This window comes from Algibacter sp. L3A6 (assembly GCF_009796825.1).
GTDB lineage: Bacteria > Bacteroidota > Bacteroidia > Flavobacteriales > Flavobacteriaceae > Algibacter.
In genome coordinates, this window is the sequence record NZ_CP047030.1 from 467,461 (window position 1) to 490,822 (window position 23,362).

The 23,362-nt window shown below is 29.5% G+C and carries 23 protein-coding genes, 1 tRNA gene and 1 pseudogene; 14 read left to right on the forward strand and 11 right to left on the reverse strand.

The genetic code is table 11. From position 1 onward, the window contains the following. Window positions 1-2 precede the first annotated feature (2 nt). The 4 genes from GQR98_RS01990 to GQR98_RS02005 form a co-directional block, all read right to left on the reverse strand. Window positions 3-341 (reverse strand): hypothetical protein, encoded by a 339-nt coding sequence (locus GQR98_RS01990; protein WP_159018056.1) that lies wholly within the window; start codon window positions 339-341, stop codon window positions 3-5. Window positions 342-360: 19 nt separating this feature from the next. Continuing rightward, window positions 361-651 (reverse strand): helix-turn-helix domain-containing protein, encoded by a 291-nt coding sequence (locus GQR98_RS01995; protein ID WP_159018057.1) that lies wholly within the window; start codon window positions 649-651, stop codon window positions 361-363. Between the two features lie 123 nt (window positions 652-774). Next, window positions 775-2,826 carry a hypothetical protein gene (locus GQR98_RS02000; RefSeq protein WP_159018058.1) on the reverse strand — a complete coding sequence of 684 codons (2,052 nt, stop codon included), beginning with the start codon at window positions 2,824-2,826 and terminating at the stop codon, window positions 775-777. A gap of 6 nt (window positions 2,827-2,832) precedes the next feature. Then, the gene (locus GQR98_RS02005; RefSeq protein ID WP_159018059.1) at window positions 2,833-4,050 is read right to left on the reverse strand and encodes a site-specific integrase; all 1,218 of its coding nucleotides are present in this window, start codon (window positions 4,048-4,050) and stop codon (window positions 2,833-2,835) included. Window positions 4,051-4,413: 363 nt separating this feature from the next. Here GQR98_RS02005 and GQR98_RS02010 point away from each other — a divergent pair, with 363 nt between their 5' ends. Continuing rightward, a complete protein-coding gene (locus GQR98_RS02010) occupies window positions 4,414-5,064 on the forward strand; it encodes a hypothetical protein (RefSeq protein ID WP_159018060.1) in 651 nt (216 codons plus the stop codon). A gap of 200 nt (window positions 5,065-5,264) precedes the next feature. Beyond that, on the forward strand, window positions 5,265-6,500 hold the full coding sequence (locus GQR98_RS02015) for a hypothetical protein (RefSeq protein WP_159018061.1): 1,236 nt from the start codon (window positions 5,265-5,267) through the stop codon (window positions 6,498-6,500). Between the two features lie 49 nt (window positions 6,501-6,549). Here the strand turns inward: GQR98_RS02015 and GQR98_RS02020 are convergent, their stop codons facing one another. Then, entirely contained in the window at window positions 6,550-7,521 is a 972-nt protein-coding gene (locus tag GQR98_RS02020; RefSeq protein ID WP_159018043.1) for an IS110 family transposase, read from the reverse strand. A 354-nt stretch (window positions 7,522-7,875) separates the two neighbouring features. On the opposite strand from GQR98_RS02020, the gene GQR98_RS02025 reads away from it, so the two are divergent. The 8 genes from GQR98_RS02025 (at window position 7,876) to GQR98_RS02060 (ending at window position 14,978) form a co-directional block, all read left to right on the forward strand. After that, the gene (locus tag GQR98_RS02025) at window positions 7,876-8,469 is read left to right on the forward strand and encodes a hypothetical protein (RefSeq protein WP_159018062.1); all 594 of its coding nucleotides are present in this window, start codon (window positions 7,876-7,878) and stop codon (window positions 8,467-8,469) included. A gap of 250 nt (window positions 8,470-8,719) precedes the next feature. Continuing rightward, complete coding sequence (locus GQR98_RS02030) at window positions 8,720-9,025, forward strand: hypothetical protein (RefSeq protein WP_159018063.1); 306 nt, start codon at window positions 8,720-8,722, stop codon at window positions 9,023-9,025. Window positions 9,026-9,070: 45 nt separating this feature from the next. Continuing rightward, the gene (locus tag GQR98_RS02035) at window positions 9,071-9,856 is read left to right on the forward strand and encodes a GLPGLI family protein (protein WP_159018064.1); all 786 of its coding nucleotides are present in this window, start codon (window positions 9,071-9,073) and stop codon (window positions 9,854-9,856) included. A gap of 2 nt (window positions 9,857-9,858) precedes the next feature. Continuing rightward, window positions 9,859-12,489 carry a carboxypeptidase-like regulatory domain-containing protein gene (locus GQR98_RS02040; RefSeq protein ID WP_262885138.1) on the forward strand — a complete coding sequence of 877 codons (2,631 nt, stop codon included), beginning with the start codon at window positions 9,859-9,861 and terminating at the stop codon, window positions 12,487-12,489. Between the two features lie 201 nt (window positions 12,490-12,690). Further along, window positions 12,691-13,062 carry a transposase gene (locus tag GQR98_RS02045; protein WP_159018066.1) on the forward strand — a complete coding sequence of 124 codons (372 nt, stop codon included), beginning with the start codon at window positions 12,691-12,693 and terminating at the stop codon, window positions 13,060-13,062. 2 nt (window positions 13,063-13,064) lie between these two features. Next, entirely contained in the window at window positions 13,065-13,913 is an 849-nt protein-coding gene (locus GQR98_RS02050; RefSeq protein ID WP_159021059.1) for an IS3 family transposase, read from the forward strand. 40 nt (window positions 13,914-13,953) lie between these two features. Then, a complete protein-coding gene (locus GQR98_RS02055) occupies window positions 13,954-14,436 on the forward strand; it encodes a hypothetical protein (RefSeq protein ID WP_159018067.1) in 483 nt (160 codons plus the stop codon). Between the two features lie 2 nt (window positions 14,437-14,438). Continuing rightward, window positions 14,439-14,978, forward strand: a complete 540-nt coding sequence (locus tag GQR98_RS02060; RefSeq protein ID WP_159018068.1) for a hypothetical protein — start codon at window positions 14,439-14,441, stop codon at window positions 14,976-14,978. A 7-nt stretch (window positions 14,979-14,985) separates the two neighbouring features. Here the strand turns inward: GQR98_RS02060 and GQR98_RS02065 are convergent. Next, window positions 14,986-15,956: pseudogene (locus GQR98_RS02065) on the reverse strand (IS110 family transposase). A 321-nt stretch (window positions 15,957-16,277) separates the two neighbouring features. Here GQR98_RS02065 and GQR98_RS02070 point away from each other — a divergent pair. The 3 genes from GQR98_RS02070 (at window position 16,278) to GQR98_RS02080 (ending at window position 18,329) form a co-directional block, all read left to right on the forward strand. Next, a complete protein-coding gene (locus tag GQR98_RS02070; protein WP_159018046.1) occupies window positions 16,278-16,799 on the forward strand; it encodes a helix-turn-helix domain-containing protein in 522 nt (173 codons plus the stop codon). Continuing rightward, complete coding sequence (locus GQR98_RS02075) at window positions 16,796-17,632, forward strand: IS3 family transposase (RefSeq protein WP_233268102.1); 837 nt, start codon at window positions 16,796-16,798, stop codon at window positions 17,630-17,632. Before GQR98_RS02070 ends, GQR98_RS02075 begins: the two co-directional genes overlap by 4 nt. 112 nt (window positions 17,633-17,744) lie before the next feature. Beyond that, window positions 17,745-18,329 carry a hypothetical protein gene (locus tag GQR98_RS02080; RefSeq protein ID WP_159018069.1) on the forward strand — a complete coding sequence of 195 codons (585 nt, stop codon included), beginning with the start codon at window positions 17,745-17,747 and terminating at the stop codon, window positions 18,327-18,329. Between the two features lie 48 nt (window positions 18,330-18,377). On the opposite strand, the gene GQR98_RS02085 is transcribed toward GQR98_RS02080, so the two are convergent. After that, on the reverse strand, window positions 18,378-19,349 hold the full coding sequence (locus tag GQR98_RS02085; RefSeq protein WP_159018043.1) for an IS110 family transposase: 972 nt from the start codon (window positions 19,347-19,349) through the stop codon (window positions 18,378-18,380). A 419-nt stretch (window positions 19,350-19,768) separates the two neighbouring features. Between GQR98_RS02085 and GQR98_RS02090 the strand changes: the two genes are divergently transcribed. After that, window positions 19,769-20,203, forward strand: a complete 435-nt coding sequence (locus GQR98_RS02090; protein WP_158850498.1) for a helix-turn-helix domain-containing protein — start codon at window positions 19,769-19,771, stop codon at window positions 20,201-20,203. Between the two features lie 367 nt (window positions 20,204-20,570). Here the strand turns inward: GQR98_RS02090 and GQR98_RS02095 are convergent, their stop codons facing one another. The 4 genes from GQR98_RS02095 to GQR98_RS02110 form a co-directional block, all read right to left on the reverse strand. Beyond that, the gene (locus GQR98_RS02095; protein WP_159018070.1) at window positions 20,571-21,098 is read right to left on the reverse strand and encodes a hypothetical protein; all 528 of its coding nucleotides are present in this window, start codon (window positions 21,096-21,098) and stop codon (window positions 20,571-20,573) included. Between the two features lie 43 nt (window positions 21,099-21,141). Further along, the gene (locus GQR98_RS02100) at window positions 21,142-21,798 is read right to left on the reverse strand and encodes a hypothetical protein (RefSeq protein ID WP_159018071.1); all 657 of its coding nucleotides are present in this window, start codon (window positions 21,796-21,798) and stop codon (window positions 21,142-21,144) included. Between the two features lie 4 nt (window positions 21,799-21,802). Continuing rightward, window positions 21,803-23,107 carry a tyrosine-type recombinase/integrase gene (locus GQR98_RS02105; RefSeq protein ID WP_159018072.1) on the reverse strand — a complete coding sequence of 435 codons (1,305 nt, stop codon included), beginning with the start codon at window positions 23,105-23,107 and terminating at the stop codon, window positions 21,803-21,805. Window positions 23,108-23,162: 55 nt separating this feature from the next. Next, window positions 23,163-23,235: transfer RNA gene (locus tag GQR98_RS02110), tRNA-Met, on the reverse strand. Window positions 23,236-23,362 lie beyond the last annotated feature (127 nt).

The following is a 23,362-nucleotide window of genomic DNA, read 5'->3' on the forward strand; positions in this document are numbered from 1 at the left end:
GGCTATTTTTTTAATTCTGAAATATTATACTTTAGATATCCCATTTCATAAGGGGAGTTTGAATCAAGATCAATTAAAATATTAAACCCTTTAAGCGAACCGTTAGCTCGTTTAAACAAATTATCTATATCGTATTGTAAGATCTGCCAATCAAACCTTGGATCTTGAAAGGTTAAGATCTTCACTTTATTCATTTTATCTAATATCCAATTAAAATACTCGTTTGCTCTTGAATCAAAACAATATTGATTTTTCATAAGATTAGTATGATTTTCAATTGCTGTTATTTGTTCCATAAGATGCGCTTCATGAAAGTCTTCGTTTTTTATAAGTCTAGCCATTACCTTTTATAATTTTAGATTAGTTTCTTTTTCTGTTAGAAAATGCTTTGTTGTAGTTTTTATTTAATAAAACTTCAACATCCTTCATTTTATAATAGATTTTACTACCTATTTGGGAAAATGACACAATACCCTCGTCTCTCCATGTTTGAGCGGTACGTTTGCTTATGTTCATTAATTGAATGAAATCTTGATTGTCGAGGAAGGTTTCTTTGACCTCTGTAGAGTTTTTTTCTAATTTACTGTTTAGGGAATCTAAACGATTTACTAATTCTTTAAACTGTTCTGTTGTTAAAATTACTGCGCTCATTTGCTGATTTTTTTAAAATTATGCAGCAAGATTAAGTGAATTCTAGAGGGCTAACAAGCTCAAAACTATCATACCTGATAAAACCTTATATGACCTTATAACCCCCTAAAAAAACTATATTTATTAATTGAGCGGAGTATTTTTTATATACTCTAAAGTTTTCTTTTTAAAATCTGTTGATATATTTGAAACATCTAGTTTAGATTTAATTTTTAAGTCAATTTTATCTCCTATAATTTGATGGAGTGTTAAAGATTCTAAAGATGGTATTACTTTTTCATGCAATAACGCATCTACAACTCCTCTTATCGCCCCTTTTTTTCTTTCACTTAAAGTATTTTTACCTCCGACAGTAATGCATAAGTCTTCGAGAAGTCTCAAAATATAATCCTGTGTATTTTTATTTACAAAATTCTCAAAATTATAATCTTCATTTTCTCCCAACAGAGGTATTATTGAATTAGAAGGAATGTGCAATGGTTTTAAATGCGATGTATTTTGAATGAAATCAAGTTCAATTGATAATAGTTCTTGAAATAATTTAGGATATTTCTCTGCTTCTTCCTTATAATCACAATTTTCGTCCATCTCGTTTTTTAACTTAAACATATAATATTTCAAGTCTTTTAATCTACTATGTAAGTAATGAGATTTATTATCATGCTTGGCGTCTTCCATAACATCACTGAAGAGATTAATTCCCATATTAAACAACCTAGTATTCATTTTGTAATGGGTATAATTTAAAAAATCTAGTGGCAAACAATAATTATTAAATTCCCCTAAGAACCTACGCATAAAAACATCTATAACATAATCAATTTTTTTATCAATAACCAATTTGTTTACTATATCCGTTACTTGTAAATAAGTTGCACGACTATCAATAGAATAAATCGAACGGGTTTTAAAATAATCGTTGTAAACATTGATGATTACCAAACTTGTATTTTTTAAAATATAGGCCTTTTTAAAATTCTTTAAATACTTTTTAATTTTGCTATTTAATAAAATATTTATTTTAAAGTCAGATATTAAAAAATCTCTTTTATCTTCTACTAATAATGAAAAAACCTCTTTGTTTTTCATATCGTAATATTGCGTTATATACTTTTCAAACCTCTCTTTTAAGTTTGTCTGGATATCATTGCGAGCAACTTGAGAATTATAAACGTAATTATGAATTTGATCCTTTAATGATTCGCATTCTGTTTCTACTTCATCAAGATAGTCCTTTATTAAATTAAAAGGTATGGAATAAGGAATTCCCCCATTAAAAGGTTCTGGTTCTTCATTCACCAATATATTAAGTTGTTTTAAGAAAGCCTTAAGAGTATAAAAAACAGTAAACTCATTACTGCATAGAACTTTAGGGTCTTTAGCTATTTTTTTTAAAACTTCACCTATATTAGATGGACTCAATTTAGAATAGTTCAATTTCTTATCAAAAAAAATCGGATAATTTAATAATAAGTGTTCATCATTAAAACAGTCAAGTTTAATATTATTAAATATTGAAAGTTGAGATAAAATCCTCTTTATTTCTTTACCTGAACTAATTGTTGGGTTCAAATCTATTTCTAAAATTGCAATTTCCTTGTTTATGAATTCTATACGATTATTAACTTTAGAACAATGCTTTTCAAAATTCACCATTAACAACTCTAGTTCATATGAAACGATATTTATCAAACTATCAGTTTGCCATGCAAAAATCTTATCATTATCTTCTTCATCCATTTGACATAAATGTAAATCTAAATCAAAGTGTTTATCTACATTTCCATTTATGAAATCATTAAAGGAATAAGCAGGGATCTGACTTTCAATACGACCTAATATTTCACCTAATTTTAGTTTATAGTATCCAAGATATAAAGCTTCTTGAAGCCCATTATATTCCTTTTCTCCAAACAGAACCAGCCGAGAAGAAAACTGATTAAGTAACCAATATTCCATGTCCACACTTCTAGCATAATATGGATGATCGCTGTCATCAATCAATTTTCGAATTTGCTTATATTTGGAAGAAACAAATTTTAATTTCTCATAAAACTCTAAATGCTCTATTTTTTCTTCAATTTCATTTTTTATACTATTCTCAGCCTTATTTAAGGCTTCTAAAGAAATCTTTTTTAAAATAGGTTTTATTACCTCGTTAATTGTTTTACTCATATTTTTTTAATTAATGTACTTATCCACGGCATTATCTAATTCGCTACTTATAATCTTTGCATAAACTTGGGTTATTCCAATATCAGAATGATCCATTAGTTTGGAAACATGTTCGATTCTCATTCCATTATTTAATGCTCTAGTAGCGAAAGTATGCCTACTGATATGAAATGTCAAAGAAAAAGGCAACTCCAAGCGCTTACCCATTTTTGTTAAATGCATACAGCTTAAAGCAATAGCTTTCCTAACAACTTTAGAGCGTTGTTCTCGATTAGTAAAATACTCTTTATCAATATTTGTAAATGGAAAAATTATATCACTATCTATGGAATTTGATTTTTTGTATTTCTTTAAAATATCAATTGCTACTTTTCCAATTCTTACACTATGCTGCCTATTTGTTTTACGAATTACCTTAGTAATTTTATGCTCTTTTGAGTCATAATTTTCCCATTTCAATTCTATAATGTCACCAAACCGTAATCCTCCTGAAAAAACTGAAAAAATAAACATATCTTTTATAACTTCTGCTTTTGATTTACCTGAAACATCTAATTTCATAAATGCCTCTAGTTGTTTAGCTGATAAAAATCGTTTCGTACTCTTTGATTTTTTTACACTAAACTTACTAAAAGGAAAATGGCTCAAAGGCACTAAATCTTCTCTTTGAGCCTCTTTGAACATAAGACCGAGAATCTTTAATGAAAAATTAATAGTTGTATTGTTATTACCTAAAGTTGTACTGCAATATCCTGCATAGTTTTTTAAAGTAGTGACTGTAATATCATCAAAAGTTATGTCTTTATTCCCTATATAGTTTTCAAACTTTTTTAGATAGTTTTTATAGTTGTTATAGGTTGACAAAGCCAACGTGTGTTTTTGTTTTTCGCATCTATCATAAGAATACTCAAAGAAATTTACATTTGGCTTCCCTTTTATAGCTTCTTTCAATCTTCTTGCTGATGCTGATAAATTTTTAGTTTCTAAATCAGCAATTTGACCCTGAGCATCAGCAATTTTTTGTGATATATACTTATTTAAGCGAGTTGAATTACTATGGTTTTTCTTAACTATTTGCTTATCACTATCCCATTCGTTTTCACTTATTTTTAAACTTAAAGAAATAAATTTTGTCTTTCTGTCTTTTATAACCCTAAGGTATAAGGGAGATTTTCCTGATTTGTCAATTTTATTTATTCTTAATATTACTTTAATAGAAGCCATAATGTATTGATTTAATAAGAACGCAATAGAGCGCAAAACAAAACAAAGGTATAACAATAGGTACAACAAATAATACTTTTACTTATGTTTTTTTGCTTTAATTAACTTGATAAAAATCATGTTATCGCCCACTAATAGGCGTTTTCGGAGTAATTCAAAGCAATAAGATAAAAACAATACACAACACCGTGTATAATTAATTGCTTGGTCACTGCCGACTTACGAACATTCCTACGGAATATTCTATCTGTGATTTATTTGCTAAATTAGTTGCTTAACCACGCAACTAACCATACACATCAACGTTAGCATTAATTACCCACAAAAATGATTAATAAAAAGGAATTTACTCAAAATCTAAAATTGACTCAACATTATTGTGCAGAAAAATTGATAAACACTTCTAAAGATTTAGCATCTATACTCAGAACAATAAACCCTGTAATAAATGGAAAACATATTTTTGATTTTGAACTAACACATTTTGAATATTTAGATATTGAGTATTTAACTTTATCTAAATGGAATTTAAACGAGGACGAATACTTTTCTGATATCGTTCCCAATTTGTTTCATAGTCAGTTGGCGATTAAAAAACAACCCACAGAAATTATAGCTAAAGAATTTAAAGGACGAATTTTGGTTTCTGAATACAAATGCTCAGTAACTGATGGAGCATCTGAAGCTGAGTCTCAAGGTTTAATTGACATTTATGATTTACCTCCCATTGATACTTGGTTTTATCTTAATATTAAGGAAGGACTTCTTTTTAGTTGGATTCCTGAAAAATATATTGACTTAATTAATAATGCGGTTTTAGTTAATTGTGTTGATATTCTTCAATGGATGGACTTAAATTATAGAGACCTTTATTTATCTATTTTTGGAAAGGAGACTATAATAGAGACATATAATACTATTGAATGTGAACTTGACATAGATTTAAATGAAAAAACGAAAAGCAGTTTTTGGGATATATTTAAAAGAAGAAAAACTAATGCTAACAATGGCTAAAATTAATACGGGTTTTGGTGCTTAATCCAAAGTTTAGTGTATTTTTATAAAGTCCGCCAAATCTTTTGATTTGGCTTTAGAACAGAAAAATATAAAACAAAATAAAAAGCTTTGGCTAATCGCTAAACCGAAATTAAATGCTAATTTAATCCCGTACTAACCTTAGCCGAAGACGTTGTGCTTCATTAAACAAAAAATAAATGATAAGAAAAATTTCTAAAGGGTTATTTAAAATTTTAATTGTTACATCAATACTTATTGGATTGCTTTATGGAGGGTTTCACCTGTGGGAATACATATCAGGAGGTAAGTTCGTGAAATATTTATCAAATAATAGTGAGACTATTCCTTTAAATGAAACTTTTACCTATGAAAAAATAGGGAAAGATATCGAAAAAAAACAGTTAATATTAGTGGGTGAGATTCATGGATTCCATGAACCAACGAAGTTTGATATTGATTTTTTCAAATTCCTTCATAAAAATCACAATGTTAACCATTACATCGCTGAACTTGATTTTGTACAAGCTAGTTTACTTAATGATTTTCTTATAACTGGAGATGAAAAAAAACTCAAAGAAATACTGAAGAATTGGGTGGTTATTCAAGGCAGAAACAACAAAGATTATTTCAACAAATACTTGACTTTACATCGCTATTATAAAAAACTTCCTGAAAATCATAAATTTAAAATTATTGGAATAGATAAAATACAAGATGAAGGTTTACTAAAAAAATACCTAAAGGAACTCTATCCAAATATTACCAATAATATAAAAGATACTTTCGAGAATAAATCAGTTTATGATTTAATAATTGAACTAGAAACTATTCATAATGATGACCCTGATATATTATTAACCTTATCCTACTTAAAGTCTAATGTTCAATATATTGAAGACAAGGTAAACAGAGAAGAAGTAATGTTTCTTAACTTTAGTAAATTATACAAAAGCTATAATCTAAAAGAGCACAAACTATATGGGTATTTTGGTTTAGCTCATGTATTTCAATATAGGATAAATGGATATCATCCTTTGGCGTCTAAAATTAGGCAATCAGATTTAGACCTTGAAGATAAAATAATGTCAGTTAACATTATGATGAATGATAGTTATATGGTGATGCCAAGTAATCTATTGCCAGGATTCATGAGTGATGAAGGACCTTATACCAGAATGCCTATTTCAGCCGATAATATGCTCTTTATGTATATCGTTGGGATAAAAGATTTTAAGAGAATGACACCAAAGTATCAAAAATCGTTAATAAAAATGGACGGAAAAAATAGTCCATATTCAAATTCTGAAAGAATGAATAGGACTATACAATTACTTCCTGTTACAGATACATTTGAAATGACAGATAAAGGTAAACCTTATATCCAGTATACTGTTTTTATGAGAAATTCAGATTGGGCAGAACCAATGGAATAAATAACGAAAGCACAACAAAGTACTGTGCTAAAAAACAAGTAAAATCTTATTAATTTTTCACTAGCGTACTTTTATATTCCTTGTCAAATATTAAACCCGATTTTGCAATAGCAAAAGCTTGTTTTAGTAGCTTATTACATACCGCTATTAATGCTAATTTTTTACGCTTTCCTTTTGCTACTAATCGTTCATAAATATCCCTGCATGCTTTGTTGTATTTACAAGCTGTAAAACTGCACATAAATAATAAATTCCTGAGTTTTTGATTGCCCATTTTACTAATTCGTGGTCGTCCTTTTATACTACTTCCACTTTGCCTAATCACTGGAGTTAATCCTGCGTAACTACATAATTCTGCTGCACTCGAAAAGCGTTCAAAACCACCTGTTAAAACGATTAACATAATAGATGTTTTTTTTCCGATTCCTGGTATGGTTTTTATTCGAGTAAATAAATCTTTATGAGCCTCTTTTACTAAAACTAGCAATAACTCTTCTAAGCTGGACATCTCTTTATCTAAATGTTTTAAACTACGTTTTAAGGATCTTACAATGGCTTTACTTGGTTCCCCTAAAACAGATTCACCATGAAGTTTATTCTTTATCATTGTACGCTGTTTTGTGTACACAGAAAGGGTTCTGGTAATTTGAAGACACTCCTGTACTTCCTTGGAACTACCTTTCCAAAGCTTTAACTCTACTTGCTCAGCATAAGAACATATAAGTTTTGAATCACTCTTATCGGTCTTAATCTTGGATAGCCTCATCTGGATAAATCGTTTTACAGACAATGGGTTTTCTACTGAAACATTTAGACCTTCTTCAAACAAATAATAAGCCAACTGATAATGATAGTAACCTGTAGCTTCCATCACACAATGACTCTCAGAATTTAAAAGTTTTCTAAATGCTTTAAAGCCTGAAACCTTGTTTTTAAACTGATAATAATTACCATCTGAATCTGTGACATCAAAAACTAAATAACTAATGTCAATACCAAAATATTTAATATCTTTATTCATAACAAATTATTTTTTTGAAAGGACATACTACGCGAGTTTCAACGACTTAAAATCGAGGTCTTAAAGCCTCACAGAACTGTTCGAAATCTGTGTAGAAAAGAGAGGGGATTTACAATGTTGACGAGATCTGTAGTCTCTCCGTGTATATTAACCTTATTCCTCTCTTTTGTGCTTTCTATTTTATATGTTTAAATTAGTCTTTTTTATTTAAATGCTAACTTAAGCCGTGTAAAAATAATTGCGGTTTAGTGCTTTATCAAAGGCAATTGCGTGTTTGCCTGCATCTGATTTTCCTTCGGAAAATCCTCGCATACAAACCCGCATCTATTCTTATACATAAACGTTGCCCACAATATGAAAAAACTGCTATCAATAATAATTATACTTCTAATTTGCTCTTGCGCAAGTCCGAAATATAAGGTTATTGACTTTGGACAATTTGAAATTACTGTTCCTGAAAAATGGAATAAATACGAAAGAAAAGGAATTGATAGTTATGTTGGCGGAATTATAACGGATAAAAACGATTCGCTAAATTTTGATTTTGGAAGATATTCTGCTGACTTAAGTAAGAGTAATTATCCTATGGTTTATGATTCTATCGGATTAGCAGAACTGACAAAAAAAGAACGCGAATTATTGCCGAATACGAAACATCTAATTGTCGAAGATTTATTTAAAACAGATGTTGATTTTAAAGAATATTTACAATACCAAACTGAATTAGATTCTATTGATTGTTTCAAAGCGAAAATAATTACGCCGAGAAACAAAGGTTATGGAGGAAGCGGAATTTATATCGAAAACTTAACTGGTAGCAAAGAAAAATACAATAGGGTCGGAATTGGATTTTACGGATGGTACTTAAATGAAAAAACTCAAGCGGAATTTATCAAAGCATTGAAAACATTACGCTTCGAAAAACACTGTGGGCAACAACGTATATAGCTCATAGCTAGTCAGTTGCTTAATCAAAGTTAAGGCATATTTGCTAGTCCGCCAAATTTTTTAATTTGGCTTATTGAGAAAAAAGATAATAAGAAAAATTAAAAAATTCGGCTCGTGCTTAATCCGAAAATAATTTCATAATTTGCACGCTACGAGCCATATACAGAGACGTTGGCAGTAATATTGAAAAAAAAATTAACTTTAAACAGTTCTATTCAATTACTATTTTTAACCTTTAAATTCAAAAATTATGAAAAAAGTACTTTTTATCTTAATGCTTGCATTTTTTAATTTTTCATTTACAAATGGAAAAATTGAACCTAATTCTAATAATTTAGAAAAAATGACAATTAATAAACCTATAACTAAACAAATAGTTAAGGGAGATTTAATTGCAACTATAACTGTATATCCTTGCGAAGGCGCTGGAGGTGTAACCCATGTTACAACTATAGTAGATTGCGAAGGAGACGGAGTAATCGATTACGAATATTCCGGTTATACATGTGCCGATTATGCTGAAGCAATACTTGATCAATTCGTTGCTTCCTGCTAAATAAACTATGAGAGAATAGAACTGTTTTTAATAAATTAACATAATATGAAAATAATAATCTTCTTAACTTATTCATTAATATTAACTAGTGCCCAAGCTCAAGTTAATAAGAAAGGACTAATCAACTATGGACATAAACAAAGTATGGGCATGGGAGCACCTATAGGTGTTGACTATAATTCTATGTTGGTATTTGACAATATCCAATCTACCTATTTTTTTGCAAAAGATTCTTTAGAAGGAGGCTCGATAAGAACAAGTGTAATTATAAAGAATGAAGATAGAACAATTGTTGTCCCCAAAAACACCTCAAAAATTGGATTTATATATAACTTAAACACAAGTAAAGATTCGCTTAAAAGTAGAGATATAGGATTTAAATATGTTAAAGAAAAAATACCAAAAATAAATTGGACAATATCAAATAAATTTAAATCTATAGGAGGGTATAAATGTCAGAAAGCAGAAGGAAATTTTAGAGGCAGGAATTATACTACATGGTTTGCGATAGAAATTCCATTACCTTTCGGTCCATGGAAATTAAACGGTCTGCCTGGTTTAATTTTAGAGGCTTATGACACAAAAAAAGAAGTGTATTTTTATTTCAAATCAATTAAATACCCAAATTATGATATTAAAAACATCATAATTCCAAAACCCGATATCGAAAATAAAAAATGGATACCTCTTGCAGAGTATGAAAACTTTTTAATTAGTTCGTATAATAGAGCAATTCAAAACAGTCGTATGGTAATTGAGCAAGCTGGTATTTATTCACAAGAAGATAAAAGAAAAATGAAAGATAGTTATATTGAGGATTTTGAAAATTAATTATGTGTTTAAAAAAATTAACATTTTTAACGATATTTTTAATATGCCATAACCTTTATTCACAACAAAATATCAAAATTATTGGTTACATTAAAGACGTAAATTATAATGAATTGCCAAATTCTAATATAATAGTTTATGATTTCGATAAAATATTATCTTACACATATACAGATAAATTTGGTTTTTATGAAATAAATCTCAACAAGGCAACCAGAAATTCTTTAAAAATAGTAGTAAAAAGTTTAGGTTTTCAACAGCAAGAAAAAATAATTTCAATATATGATAAGTCAACTTTAGCAGTTGACTTTATTTTAGAAGAAAAAGTAGAACAACTAAACGAAGTTGTTTTGGAAGCTTGGGAAAAAATTAAAGTAAAAAGCGATACAATAACTTATAAATCTTCTGCTTTTAAAGATGGCTCGGAACGTGTGGTTGAGGACTTACTCAAAAATATTCCCGGAATTGAAGTTTCATCAGACGGCAATATAAAAGTTAATGGTAAAGCTATAGACAAATTACTCATAGAAGGCGACGACCTTTTTAATGATAAATATAAATTATTGACCAAAAACTTGGATGCCAACAATATTGAGGAAATTGAAGTGTTAAACAATTTTGAAGATAATCCTGTTTTAAAAAGTTTTCAAGAATCAGAAAAAGTAGCATTAAACCTAAAACTAAAAGAAGATAAAAAAAATGTTTGGTTTGGTAATTTAGATTTGGGTTATGGTATAGATAATCGTTACAATTCTACAGCCAATATTGGCCTATTAAAAAAGAAAATAAAGTTTTTCAACCTTACCAATACCAACAGCATTGGGAGAACAGCCATTTCGCAAGTTAAAAATACAGGAACGTTAAATTTTAATGGCTTTGATACCAATAAAAAAATTGAAAAAACAAGTAATGAACTTGTCAATATTGATAATCTTTCATCTTCTAATTTTTCTAATAATGAGGATATTTTTAATAACTCGTTTTTAAATTCTTTGAGTTTTGTAACCAGCCTTTCAAAACAGACGAAATTAAGAAGTTTAACCTATTTTACTTATGATGAGATTGATAAACAAAATAATAATCTAACAGAGTACTTTATAGAGCCAGAAACCATTGCATTTAATGAGCAAAATGAAATTGACATTAAGGATTTATCTTTTGCAACAGAATTAGAACTAAAACATTATTCTAAAAATAAAACTTACTTGACTTATGACTTTACTTTTGAAAACAATCCAACTCAAACGAGAGGAAATTTAATTTTTAACGGCGACAATATTTCTCAAGTTCAAGACGACAAAAAGTATAATTTCTTTAATCATTTAAATATTACAAAAAAAATAGCTGACAATACGCTTTTATTAGCTTATGGATATTTGGGCATAAACAATACGGAACAAGATTACACAATACAACCAAATATTTTTAATGATGTTTTTAGCAATGATGAAGGTTTAACTATCAATCAAAACAGTAACACACCACTAAACTATTACGGCTTAATTTCTGAAATCGTTTCAAAAAATATAAAATCAGAATATGGATTGGAATTTTCGGCTACCATAGATAGAGATAAAATTGAGAACAACCTTAGATTTGACAACCAAACACCAATTGACACGTTATCAAATAATACAGAGTATAAAAATTCCAAACTTTCAATTACAGGTAAATACAATTATGACATTTCAAGATTATTTAAAATAAGTACTTCTTTAAGAATTTCTCAAAACTATTTAAATGTCAATGAAACTAAAAAAGATTTCCTTTTTGTTAACCCAAAAATCAGATTTCATACAAAAAAAACAAAAATTGGTAATTTCGGTATAAGTTACAGTTACCAAAATAATTTACCACAAGTTCGATACATAACAGAGGATTTTATATTAACCAATTACAGAACGTTTAACAGAGGAACAGAGGAAATACAGCAAATTAACAATCATAGTTTCGGCTTTTTTTACACCTTCAACAATTACAAAAAACAGTTTTTAATCAATTCTTTTTTATTGCACAGTTTTGCTGACAAAAGCTATGGGTTAAATAGTCAGATTACAGAGCTGACAAACTTTAACCAATACCAAATTATTGACGGTGGCAAATTAACCAACTATAATTTAAGTATAACTAGATATTTAAAAACATTTTCAAGCACCTTAAAAATCAGTGCACAACAATCTTGGTCTAATAATCCAATAATCATAAACAATTATATAGGTGAAGTTCTAAACTACAGTGCTAATTATAGAATACAAGGCACAACGTATTTTAAATTGCCTTTAAATTTTAAGTTTGGTTTTCAGTACAATTATTCAAAAGGAGAATTTGATAATCAAATCTCAACAAATGACTATCTGGAAGGAAATTTAGATACAACTTTAAAGCTATCCGAACAATGGTTGTTCAAAATTGAAAACAATTTCTATTCAATAAACAATAACGACTATTGGTTTACAAATGCTAATCTAAATTATAATCCCGAAAAAAGTCGATTTTCATACAGACTAACAGCCAACAACTTGTCCAATATAAGCAAATTTAGAAATGTATTTATATCTGAATTTCAGCGAAACGAAACGAATTTCAGAATATTACCAAGATATATACTTTTGAACATAAAATACAGATTTTGACAAACTAACTGAATAAAATACTACTGCCAACAATGTATAAAAATAATAGCGGTTTAGTCGCTAAAACCAAAGTAATTAAATATAAAAAAACGTCTGTGCTAAACGGAAAAGATAGTGAATATAATTCGCTACTATTCTTATACGAGACGTTGTGCGTCAGCTATTAGCGTCCTGAATAAAGGCTACATAATTTTAAACATTATGTACAAAAATGACAAAGTAATTAGACGTTACAGCGAACCTTTTAAATTAAAAATCTTAGCCGAACTTACAACCGGAAAGCATACCAAGAGCGAACTTTGCAAGCTCTACTCTATTGCTCCTACAACGGTGAATGAATGGATTAAAAAGTACAATCGTAAAGACTTAATGAACACCAGAGTAAAAGTGGAAACAAAAGACGAAATATCAAGAATTAAAGGGTTGCAAAAAAAAATTGAGCAACTTAAAAAACTACTGATTAAAAAGGATCTTGATGCTATGGTATTGGATTCATACCTTGAAGTAGCAGCCGAAGATCTTGGCTACAATTCGGTTGCCGATCTAAAAAAAAAGCTAAGTATAAAGCCTTAAGCATAGCTAAAGGAAAATCTAAGGGATTTGCTTGCTTATCTACTATTTCCAGTTGTTTTGGATTAAAACGTGATGCTTATTATAAATATAAGCATAGAGCTGATAAACGTTTAAAACTAGAGCAACAAATAATAACTATTGTTAGAAAAAGACGTAAATCCCTTCCTAGAGAAGGTGTCCGAAAACTCGAAAAATCATTGAAAAACGATTTTATCAAAGCGAACTTAAAAGTTGGTAGAGATACTTTATTTAATACCCTTAGAAAACACCAAATGTTAACACTTAGAAAGAAAACCAGTGCTAGAACAACCAATTCGCATCACCGTTTTTATAAGTATAATAATATTATTAAAGATTTAAAGGTGACGAGAGCTAATCAAGTTTGGGTGAGTGATATAACTTACATTAGAACCGTAAAAGGTTTTTGCTACCTAGCTTTAATTACGGATATGTATTCTCGTAAAATCGTGGGTTATGACCTGAGTGATAGCTTAGAATTAAAAGGATGTGTAAGAGCGCTTAATAAGGCTATTTATCAAGCCAAAAATATCAATGGCCTTATTCATCACTCCGATAGAGGAATACAATATTGTAGTAATGTATACACTCAAATACTTAAAAAAAAGCATATAAATATTAGTATGACTGAAGAAAATCACTGTTACGAAAATGCTATAGCAGAACGTGTAAACGGCATCTTAAAAGATGAGTTTTATCTCGACCAAACCTTTGATAACGTCACTCATGCAAAGAGAGCTGCAAAAAATGCAATTAATTTATACAACGAAATAAGATTACACTTATCTTTAGATTATAAAACACCTAATATGGTATATCAATTATCAGCTTAAAATCAATTTTAACCTGTAGCCATATTTCAGGACAAGACATTTGAAAAAGACAATCAGCATACTAACATTCTTCTTAATTCTTTCTTGCTCTTCCGAAAAAGACAAGATTGAAAAAAGTACTGATATGACTTATTTAGGTGGAATTATAGAAAACTATATGTTTGAGTGTACTGACGCAAATCAATTAGAAGTTCACACTAAAGCGAAATATAATCCAACCGATTCTACTTTAACTTTCTTTATTGGTAAATCTAAAACAGAATTCTTTCAAAAGTGGGAAATTCCATTACAAGATATTTATGTGGATATAAATTTTATTCATTCATTGACAGATACAATGAAACAAATAAACATTAAAGCAACTGAAAAAGATTCTGTTATTCAATATTCTGACAAAAAAAATATGACTTTTAAAATGACAAATTCTTATAATATTTATTTATTTGATTGGTGTGATAAAGAAAAACAAGAAAACTTTATAAGTGCATTAGAGAGAATAACTGAATTGAGTAAAGTTAAATAAAAATGCAAGAAACCATCAAAAATGGTATTCCTATTCACGTTGATTTAGCACCAAATCGTGACGAAGTTTATTCAGGAATTTGCCTAAAATCTAACGACAATATCTTCATATTTATCTGTTTTAATGACGAGACAAAAGAATTTGATGGTTTTGCAATTATTAGAAATTTCGAAATTGAAAAATATCGAAAATGGGACGAAGAAGAATTAAGTGAAATAAAGAATAACAATTACTCGGAATTTATCGGAAAACTACCACTCGAAAAAATGAACAATATGTTCGAATGTTTATCGGAATTGGAAAACGAAGAGTTGATTGCAGTATTTACAGAAGCTGATGATGATTCATATTTTGTAGGACAAATTAAAAATCTAACAGAAAATGAAGCGGAATTAAAATTAATGAATGAAGATGCGGAATGGATTGAAAATAAGAAAATAAATATTGCCGAAATAACTTATATTGGATTTCGGACAAGTATTGAAAAAGAGTTACTGAATAAAAACGTTTTACAACAAAGTACTGTGCTAAAAAACAAGTAAAATCTTATTAATTTTTCACTAGCGTACTTTTATATTCCTTGTCAAATATTAAACCCGATTTTGCAATAGCAAAAGCTTGTTTTAGTAGCTTATTACATACCGCTATTAATGCTAATTTTTTACTCTTTCCTTTTGCTACTAATCGTTCATAAATATCCCTGCATGCTTTGTTGTATTTACAAGCTGTAAAACTGCACATAAATAATAAATTCCTGAGTTTTTGATTGCCCATTTTACTAATGCGTGGTCGTCCTTTTATACTACTTCCACTTTGCCTAATCACTGGAGTTAATCCTGCGTAACTACATAATTCTGCTGCACTCGAAAAGCGTTCAAAACCACCTTTAAAACGATTAACATAATAGATGTTTTTTTTCCGATTCCTGGTATGGTTTTTATTCGAGTAAATAAATCTTTATGAGCCTCTTTTACTAAAACTAGCAATAACTCTTCTAAGCTGGACATCTCTTTATCTAAATGTTTTAAACTACGCTTTAAAGATCTCACAATGGCTTTACTTGGCTCCCCTAAAACAGATTCACCATGAAGTTTATTCTTTATCATTGTTCGCTGTTTTGTATATACAGAAAGGGTTCTGGTAATTTGAAGACACTCCTGTACTTCCTTAGAACTACCTTTCCAAAGTTTTAACTCTACTTGCTCAGCATAAGAACATATAAGTTTTGAATCACTCTTATCGGTCTTAACCTTGGATAGTCGCATCTGGATAAATCGTTTTACAGACAACGGATTTTCTACTGAAACATTTAGACCTTCTTCAAACAAATAATAAGCCAATTGATAATGATAGTAACCTGTAGCTTCCATCACGCAATGACTCTGAGAATTTAAGAGTTTTCTAAAGGCTTTAAAGCCTGAAAACTTGTTTTTAAACTGATAATAATTACCATCTGAATCTGTGACATCAAAAACTAAATAACTAATGTCAATACCAAAATATTTAATATCTTTATTCATAACAAATTGTTTTTTTGAAAGGACATACTACGCGAGTTTCAACGACTTAAAATCGAGGTCTTAAAGCCTCACAGAACTGTTCGAAATCTGTGTAGAAAAGAGAGGGGATTTACAATGTTGACGAGATCTGAAGTCTCTCCGTATAAATTAACCTTATTCCTCTCTTTTGTGCTTTCTATTTTATATGTTTAAATTAGTCTTTTTTATTTAAATGCTAACTTAAGCCGTATATAATTTATTGCTAGTTCTAGCCTACTTACGAAAATCCTCGCGGATTTTGAACTGCTCCCAAAAAGTTAGACACTATTTGAGGGTATTATTATGGGAAGAAAAGTCAAGTATGATTACGCATTTAAACTTCGATGTGTAAAGCAAGTTTTAAAAAATCACCAAACAGTTGAAGATGTGTCTAAGTTATATGGTTGTCATCATACAACCCTTCATGATTGGATTCGATTTTATGAAAAATATGGTAAAAAAGCACTATTACCAAGAAAAACCAAAGTGTATAGCATTCCTTTTAAACTTAAAGTTTTAAAAGCTATTGACAAAGATTCATTATCTTTCAGTCAAGCTTGTTTAGAATTTAATATTCCTACTAAATCTGTAATTATGAAGTGGCAACGTAATTATACAAAAGAGGGTATTGTAGGCTTAAACATTAAACCTAGAGGTAAACCAAAATCTATGCAATTTAAGAGAGCTAAAAAAAAGTCTAATAAACCTTTAACAAGAGAAGAGGAACTTTTATTAGAAAATGAATCATTACGTGCAGAACTGGACTTGCTAAAAAAGTTACAGGCCTTAATTCAACAAGAGCAAAACAAAAAGCAAAAGCCATAACAGAATTAAGGCATAAGTATGATTTAGATATTTTATTATATCATACGAACATGGCAAGAAGTAGTTATTATTATCATCATAAAAGAAGTCTTTTAGTTGATAAATATAAAGTGATAAAACTATTGATTCATCAAATATATCATCGTCACAAAGGAAGATATGGCTATAGAAGAATCTCTTTAGAAATCAACAAAATAGGCACTCTAATAAATCATAAAACAGTACTCAAGTTGATGCGTGAATTAGGTTTAAAAAGTTTAGTCAGAGCTAAAAGATACAAGTCTTATAAAGGGCGAATAGGAGAAACAGCTCCTAATATATTACAACGAAATTTTAAAGCTATTAGGCCAAATAAAAAATGGGCTACAGATATTACAGAATTTAAAGTTTTAGGAAAAAAACTATATCTATCTCCAATAATTGATCTCTTTAATAGAGAAATAATAAGTTATCAATTATCTGAAAAACCTGATTTTAAACAAGTAGCTATTATGCTGAAAAAGTCTTTTAAGAAAATACCAGATCAAACAAATTTAATATTACATTCAGATCAAGGATGGCAGTATCAAATGAAACAGTATCGAAGATTATTAACAGAAAAAGGAATTACTCAGAGTATGTCTCGTAAAGGAAATTGTTTAGATAACGCTGTGATAGAAAATTTCTTCGGTATTCTAAAATCTGAATTGTTTTATATAAATAAATATAAGTCGATATCTCAGTTAAAAAAAGAGATTAAAGTCTATATAAAATATTATAATAATGAGAGAATTAAACAAAATTTAAATGGAATGAGCCCGATTGAATATCGAGCTAATTATTATCAAAATTAATTATAAATTTGTCTAAACATTTGGGTGCACTTCATTTTCTATTCGGTTTTTATTTGCTAAATTAGGTGCTTAAACCACGCAACAAACCATATACAAACACGTTGTAACCAATATGAAAAAACGCCTTTTCCTATCATCAATTTTCGGATTTTTAATTCTTACTTCTTGTAATAAAGAAAAGGTTAGAGTAATTGAAAATGACGATTTCAAATGGACTGTAACTATACCGAAAAGCTTTAAAGAGTTGTCTGAAAGCGAATGGGACAAAGTTGAGGATAAAGGAATAGAAACTTTTGAAAGTGTATATGGAGAAGAAGTTGAGAATAGAGCAACTACTCTATTCGCTTATAAAAATGGACAATTTCAGACATTTGAATCAAACTATCAGATTCACGATTTAGAAACTGATGGAGATTATTTTAAAAGTAATGCCGAAGTGAATCAAATAATGTATGAGACATTTGAAGAAACTATACCGAACGCTACGTTGGACTCAATTTCTTCTAAACAACTAATTGATGGGTTGGAATTTGACCGATTTGAGATAAATATTGATTTCCCAAACGGAATTGAAATGACCACAGTTGGTTATAGTAGATTATTCAATGACAAAGACTTTACAATAAATATTGTCTATACCAAAGAAAGTGTTGGAAAAGAATTAATTAAGAATATTTTAAACTCAAAATTCGAATAAAATACTGGTTACAACAAAGTACTGTGCTAAAAAACAAGTAAAATCTTATTAATTTTTCACTAGCGTACTTTTATATTCCTTGTCAAATATTAAACCCGATTTTGCAATAGCAAAAGCTTGTTTTAGTAGCTTATTACATACCGCTATTAATGCTAATTTTTTACGCTTTCCTTTTGCTACTAATCGTTCATAAATATCCCTGCATGCTTTGTTGTATTTACAAGCTGTAAAACTGCACATAAATAATAAATTCCTGAGTTTTTGATTGCCCATTTTACTAATTCGTGGTCGTCCTTTTATACTACTTCCACTTTGCCTAATCACTGGAGTTAATCCTGCGTAACTACATAATTCTGCTGCACTCGAAAAGCGTTCAAAACCACCTGTTAAAACGATTAACATAATAGATGTTTTTTTTCCGATTCCTGGTATGGTTTTTATTCGAGTAAATAAATCTTTATGAGCCTCTTTTACTAAAACTAGCAATAACTCTTCTAAGCTGGACATCTCTTTATCTAAATGTTTTAAACTACGCTTTAAAGATCTTACAATGGCTTTACTTGGTTCCCCTAAAACAGATTCACCATGAAGTTTATTCTTTATCATTGTACGCTGTTTTGTGTACACAGAAAGGGTTCTGGTAATTTGAAGACACTCCTGTACTTCCTTGGAACTACCTTTCCAAAGCTTTAACTCTACTTGCTCAGCATAAGAACATATAAGTTTTGAATCACTCTTATCTGTCTTAATCTTGGATAGCCTCATCTGGATAAATCGTTTTACAGACAATGGGTTTTCTACTGAAACATTTAGACCTTCTTCAAACAAATAATAAGCCAACTGATAATGATAGTAACCTGTAGCTTCCATCACACAATGACTCTCAGAATTTAAAAGTTTTCTAAATGCTTTAAAGCCTGAAACCTTGTTTTTAAACTGATAATAATTACCATCTGAATCTGTGACATCAAAAACTAAATAACTAATGTCAATACCAAAATATTTAATATCTTTATTCATAACAAATTATTTTTTTGAAAGGACATACTACGCGAGTTTCAACGACTTAAAATCGAGGTCTTAAAGCCTCACAGAACTGTTCGAAATCTGTGTAGAAAAGAGAGGGGATTTACAATGTTGACGAGATCTGTAGTCTCTCCGTGTATATTAACCTTATTCCTCTCTTTTGTGCTTTCTATTTTATATGTTTAAATTAGTCTTTTTTATTTAAATGCTAACTTAAGCCGTGTATAATTAATTGCTTTGGTAAGTGCTTATTTGGAAAATTCCTTCGGAATTTTCTCGGGTTCGTATTTGTTTACTAAATTAGTTGCTTAACCACGCAACTAACCATACACAACAACGTTAGGCATCATTTAAGCGACTGAATTTTCCTGAAATAGGTTGACTAAAAATTAAACCATTAATTATAGTCACTTATGAAAACACAAAATGAACACTGGCGAAAAAAAAGCTACCAAAAAGCAACTTTAGAGACCAAACTTTTAGTCGTTGACCAAATCCTTAGCGGACAATTATCCAATAACCAAGCTTCAAAAAAATACGATGTCCCTCGAACAACCATTACCTATTGGTTAAGAAAATATAGTACCTTAGTACAACAAAATACGGGTATGAGTAAAAACGATGAAATTAAAAAGTTAAAGGAAAAAATTGAAGAACTGGAGTTCCAAAAAGACTTCCAACAAGACATTATTGCTGATATGGAACTCATTACAGGCGTCGATATGTCAAAAAAGTCATTGCCCAAAACATTAGCAAAAGAGATAGAGCAAAAGAAAAAACAGCGTATAAAAGAAAATGGCTCTATGGATGTTTTGGGATTTCTAAACAAGCCTTCTACAAAAGACTAAAAACGCAACAGAAAAAAGAAATAGATCATGAATTTTACTGAAATAGGTTGACTAAAAATTAAGCAATTAATTACAGTCACTTATGAAAACACAAAATGAACACTGGCGAAAAAAATCATTGAAAATTATTCACTAAAGGCAGAAACTCCAAACATCATCATTAGATCACCAAGGTTATTTTTTAGAGTTGTCTAACATAAAAAATATCACGAATAATTTCATTCCTGAATTATTAACTATGAACACATACAAGCCAAAAACACAGTAAAAACAGCTTATTTCAGAACTAAAAATAAAAAAATACACAAAATAAAAAAGGTGATAAAAAATTTATCACCTTTTTATCACGTTTGATATTACATTTCTATTATTTTTTTCCTGACCGCATATATTCCTTTATCGCCTCAATATCTACAGGCTTTTCATATCGAAAAATAAACTCCTCAAACAATTGAAAATTAAATTTTGGACTCGATAAATATCCAGTGACAAATCTATAATCTTTTGAGTATTTAGATTCTTCATTTTTTACTCGAAGAATATCCATTAGTACCTTATCAAATTCTAAAACTAAAGCATTCGAAAAATATATTGATATTCTTTTTAGTGTATTTACATACCCATCAAGATCCTTATCACTCTCTCTAAATTCTTTAATTTCGCGCTTAGAATACATCCAAACAATAAGCTGTAAAAACTCGGTAGAGTTTATAAATTCTTTTTTTTCGTTCTTTTCTATCTCTCCTACACAAAGCGTACCATCAAAATAAGTGGTTAATAATTCTCGAAGATATTTTGATATGGTTTGATTTTTAAAATTTGCCTTAATATTTATTTTTTGCTTTAACTCCTCTGATAGCTTTAAATTAATCGAAGGTTGGGGTGTTTTACTCATTTATCAAATAGATTATTTGGTTGATCCTTTCTTCTCTTTAACGTTAAATATTAAATATCGTTTCCAACAGAAATATTTCCGCCTCTTCATCCGTTAGTAGAGGCAAGATCTTTTTAGCTTTTATTGGTAACTCTTCAATAACTTTTTTTGGAATTTGACTTGAACTATCTTCATTAATATTCAAAGCCTTTTTTATATCCAATAAGTCTCTTTCTATAAACTTAGAAACATTCACAGTTTTACTTGACAATACCTGATCTGGTATAATAATGTGAGTTCTAAGATCTTCTACATGTCGCTTAAAAACATTAACCTGAGACTCAAAAGCTTGTATTGTATCTTCCCTTAAATCAGGAATATCTATTTCTACATGATCTTTCATCCAATTTGATGCGTACAATACAAAATTGACATGTTCTAAATACTTCTCTAAAAAAAACTCAAATTGCTGTTTTGGTAAGCGCTCACTTTGATCGATAAGCTTAAAGATGTTATCATTTAAAATCATCGCTTTACTTAATATATAGTGATGAGAAGGCGCTTCTTTTAATTCGCTATCAAATCCTTTACTATCTATAAAGACAACCGTATTTAAGACCTCATTAGGCTCTAAATCGGGCATCAATCGTAATGGGATATAAAACACAAAAGATTTATAAAGGTTTTTCCATAGCTCGGTAAATAATTTGTCTAATTCCATACCTCTATTTTATGTGTTCTGAATAATCTTCGGGTAACTCCGCATCAATATCTCTAAGATATTTTTGAAGAGCGGACATCGATGAATGCCCAGTGATTAACATCAGTTTACTTTTTGCTTCAAATGGTGAAGATCCTTTTACCAATGCGCGGTATAGTTTTGTAATATAAGTGTGCCTAAAACTATATAAACCATAGTCTTTCCCGAGTCCAAAAGGGTCTTTAACTACTTTTTTAAAACGCTTAGAAAAGTAATCTCGTTTATTATCTACATCGGTTTCCCACTTTCCTCCTATTTGATCTGGAGTAAATAAACACAGAGATTTATTCATCGTAGAGAGATCGGGTAAATCGTTGATTAGTAAATCAGGAATAATCTTTGTTTTTAAAGGACTGTTTTTAGCTTTAAACTTAATTACTTTATTTTTTAGATCGATATCTCCAACCTTTAATCGGCAAACTTCGATTGGTCTCAAAAAATTATAGGAGATAAATTTAATATACAGCAATAACAAGGTGTCTTCCTTTTCTAAGTATTTATATATTTCTTCTTGCTTTTCCTTACTATAAGTTTTATTGCGCTGTGGTATGCTTTTTAATACTGGAATACGTTTCACGAAATTCGTTGCCACGATATCATTATCTTCCAAAACCTGTATTAAGCTACTTAAATCTACTCTAAAATTGTTGCGATTACGTGCGCTTGTATTGTCAAGTACATGGTTTAAAAACTGGGTTACAAGCTTTCTATCGACCTTGTCTATCGTGTGTATTTCTGGATGCACATCTTCAACCCATTTTATAAAATTCTTGATCCTATTCTCATAGGCTCGTTTCGTCGTTTTACTTAGTAATTTTTCTTTCAGTTTTAATCCAAAGTTGAAAGCTTCCTTTATTGACATTGCAGGTACACCTGTTTCCTTGTCTTTCTCAGTATCAACTTCTGAAGATGGTTTTGCCTTAGATCGTTTAACTTTTGCGTTTCGTTTAGCTAGTAAGGCTGTATTATCTTCAAAAGGATTAAATCCTTCTTTTAGGAGTTTTAGTAAGCTTCGCTTATATACAGTTAATACAAAAAGTCGATCTTCCTTAGTGGTATATTTATTCGCTTTACCGTAGACGTTCTGCATACGTTGTAATTTCCCTGTTTTAGGATTGCGATATGAAAAATACACATACCAACGTTTGCTCAAATCACCTTTGGCATTATAAATTTTGGGTGCGGAAAATAAATTCTTCAATGGGAGACTGTGTTCTAAATCGTGTTCACTTTCGTGTTCAAATGTAAGGATTCTGTTCAAATTAGACATAAAAAAAACGGCTTAGTGTGAACTAAACCGTCTGTTTTAAAGCAATTCTACTTAGTAGCGGGAACTGGACTCGAACCAGTGACCTTCGGGTTATGAGCCCGACGAGCTACCTACTGCTCTATCCCGCGATATAATCTAGAAATAATTTACTTAGCTTTTAACTTTTGGCTCATAATACCAATCAAATTATTTCCGACTGCAAATATACAATCCTTTTTAGATATTACAAGCATTTTTTAGTGAAAAATTTACAAT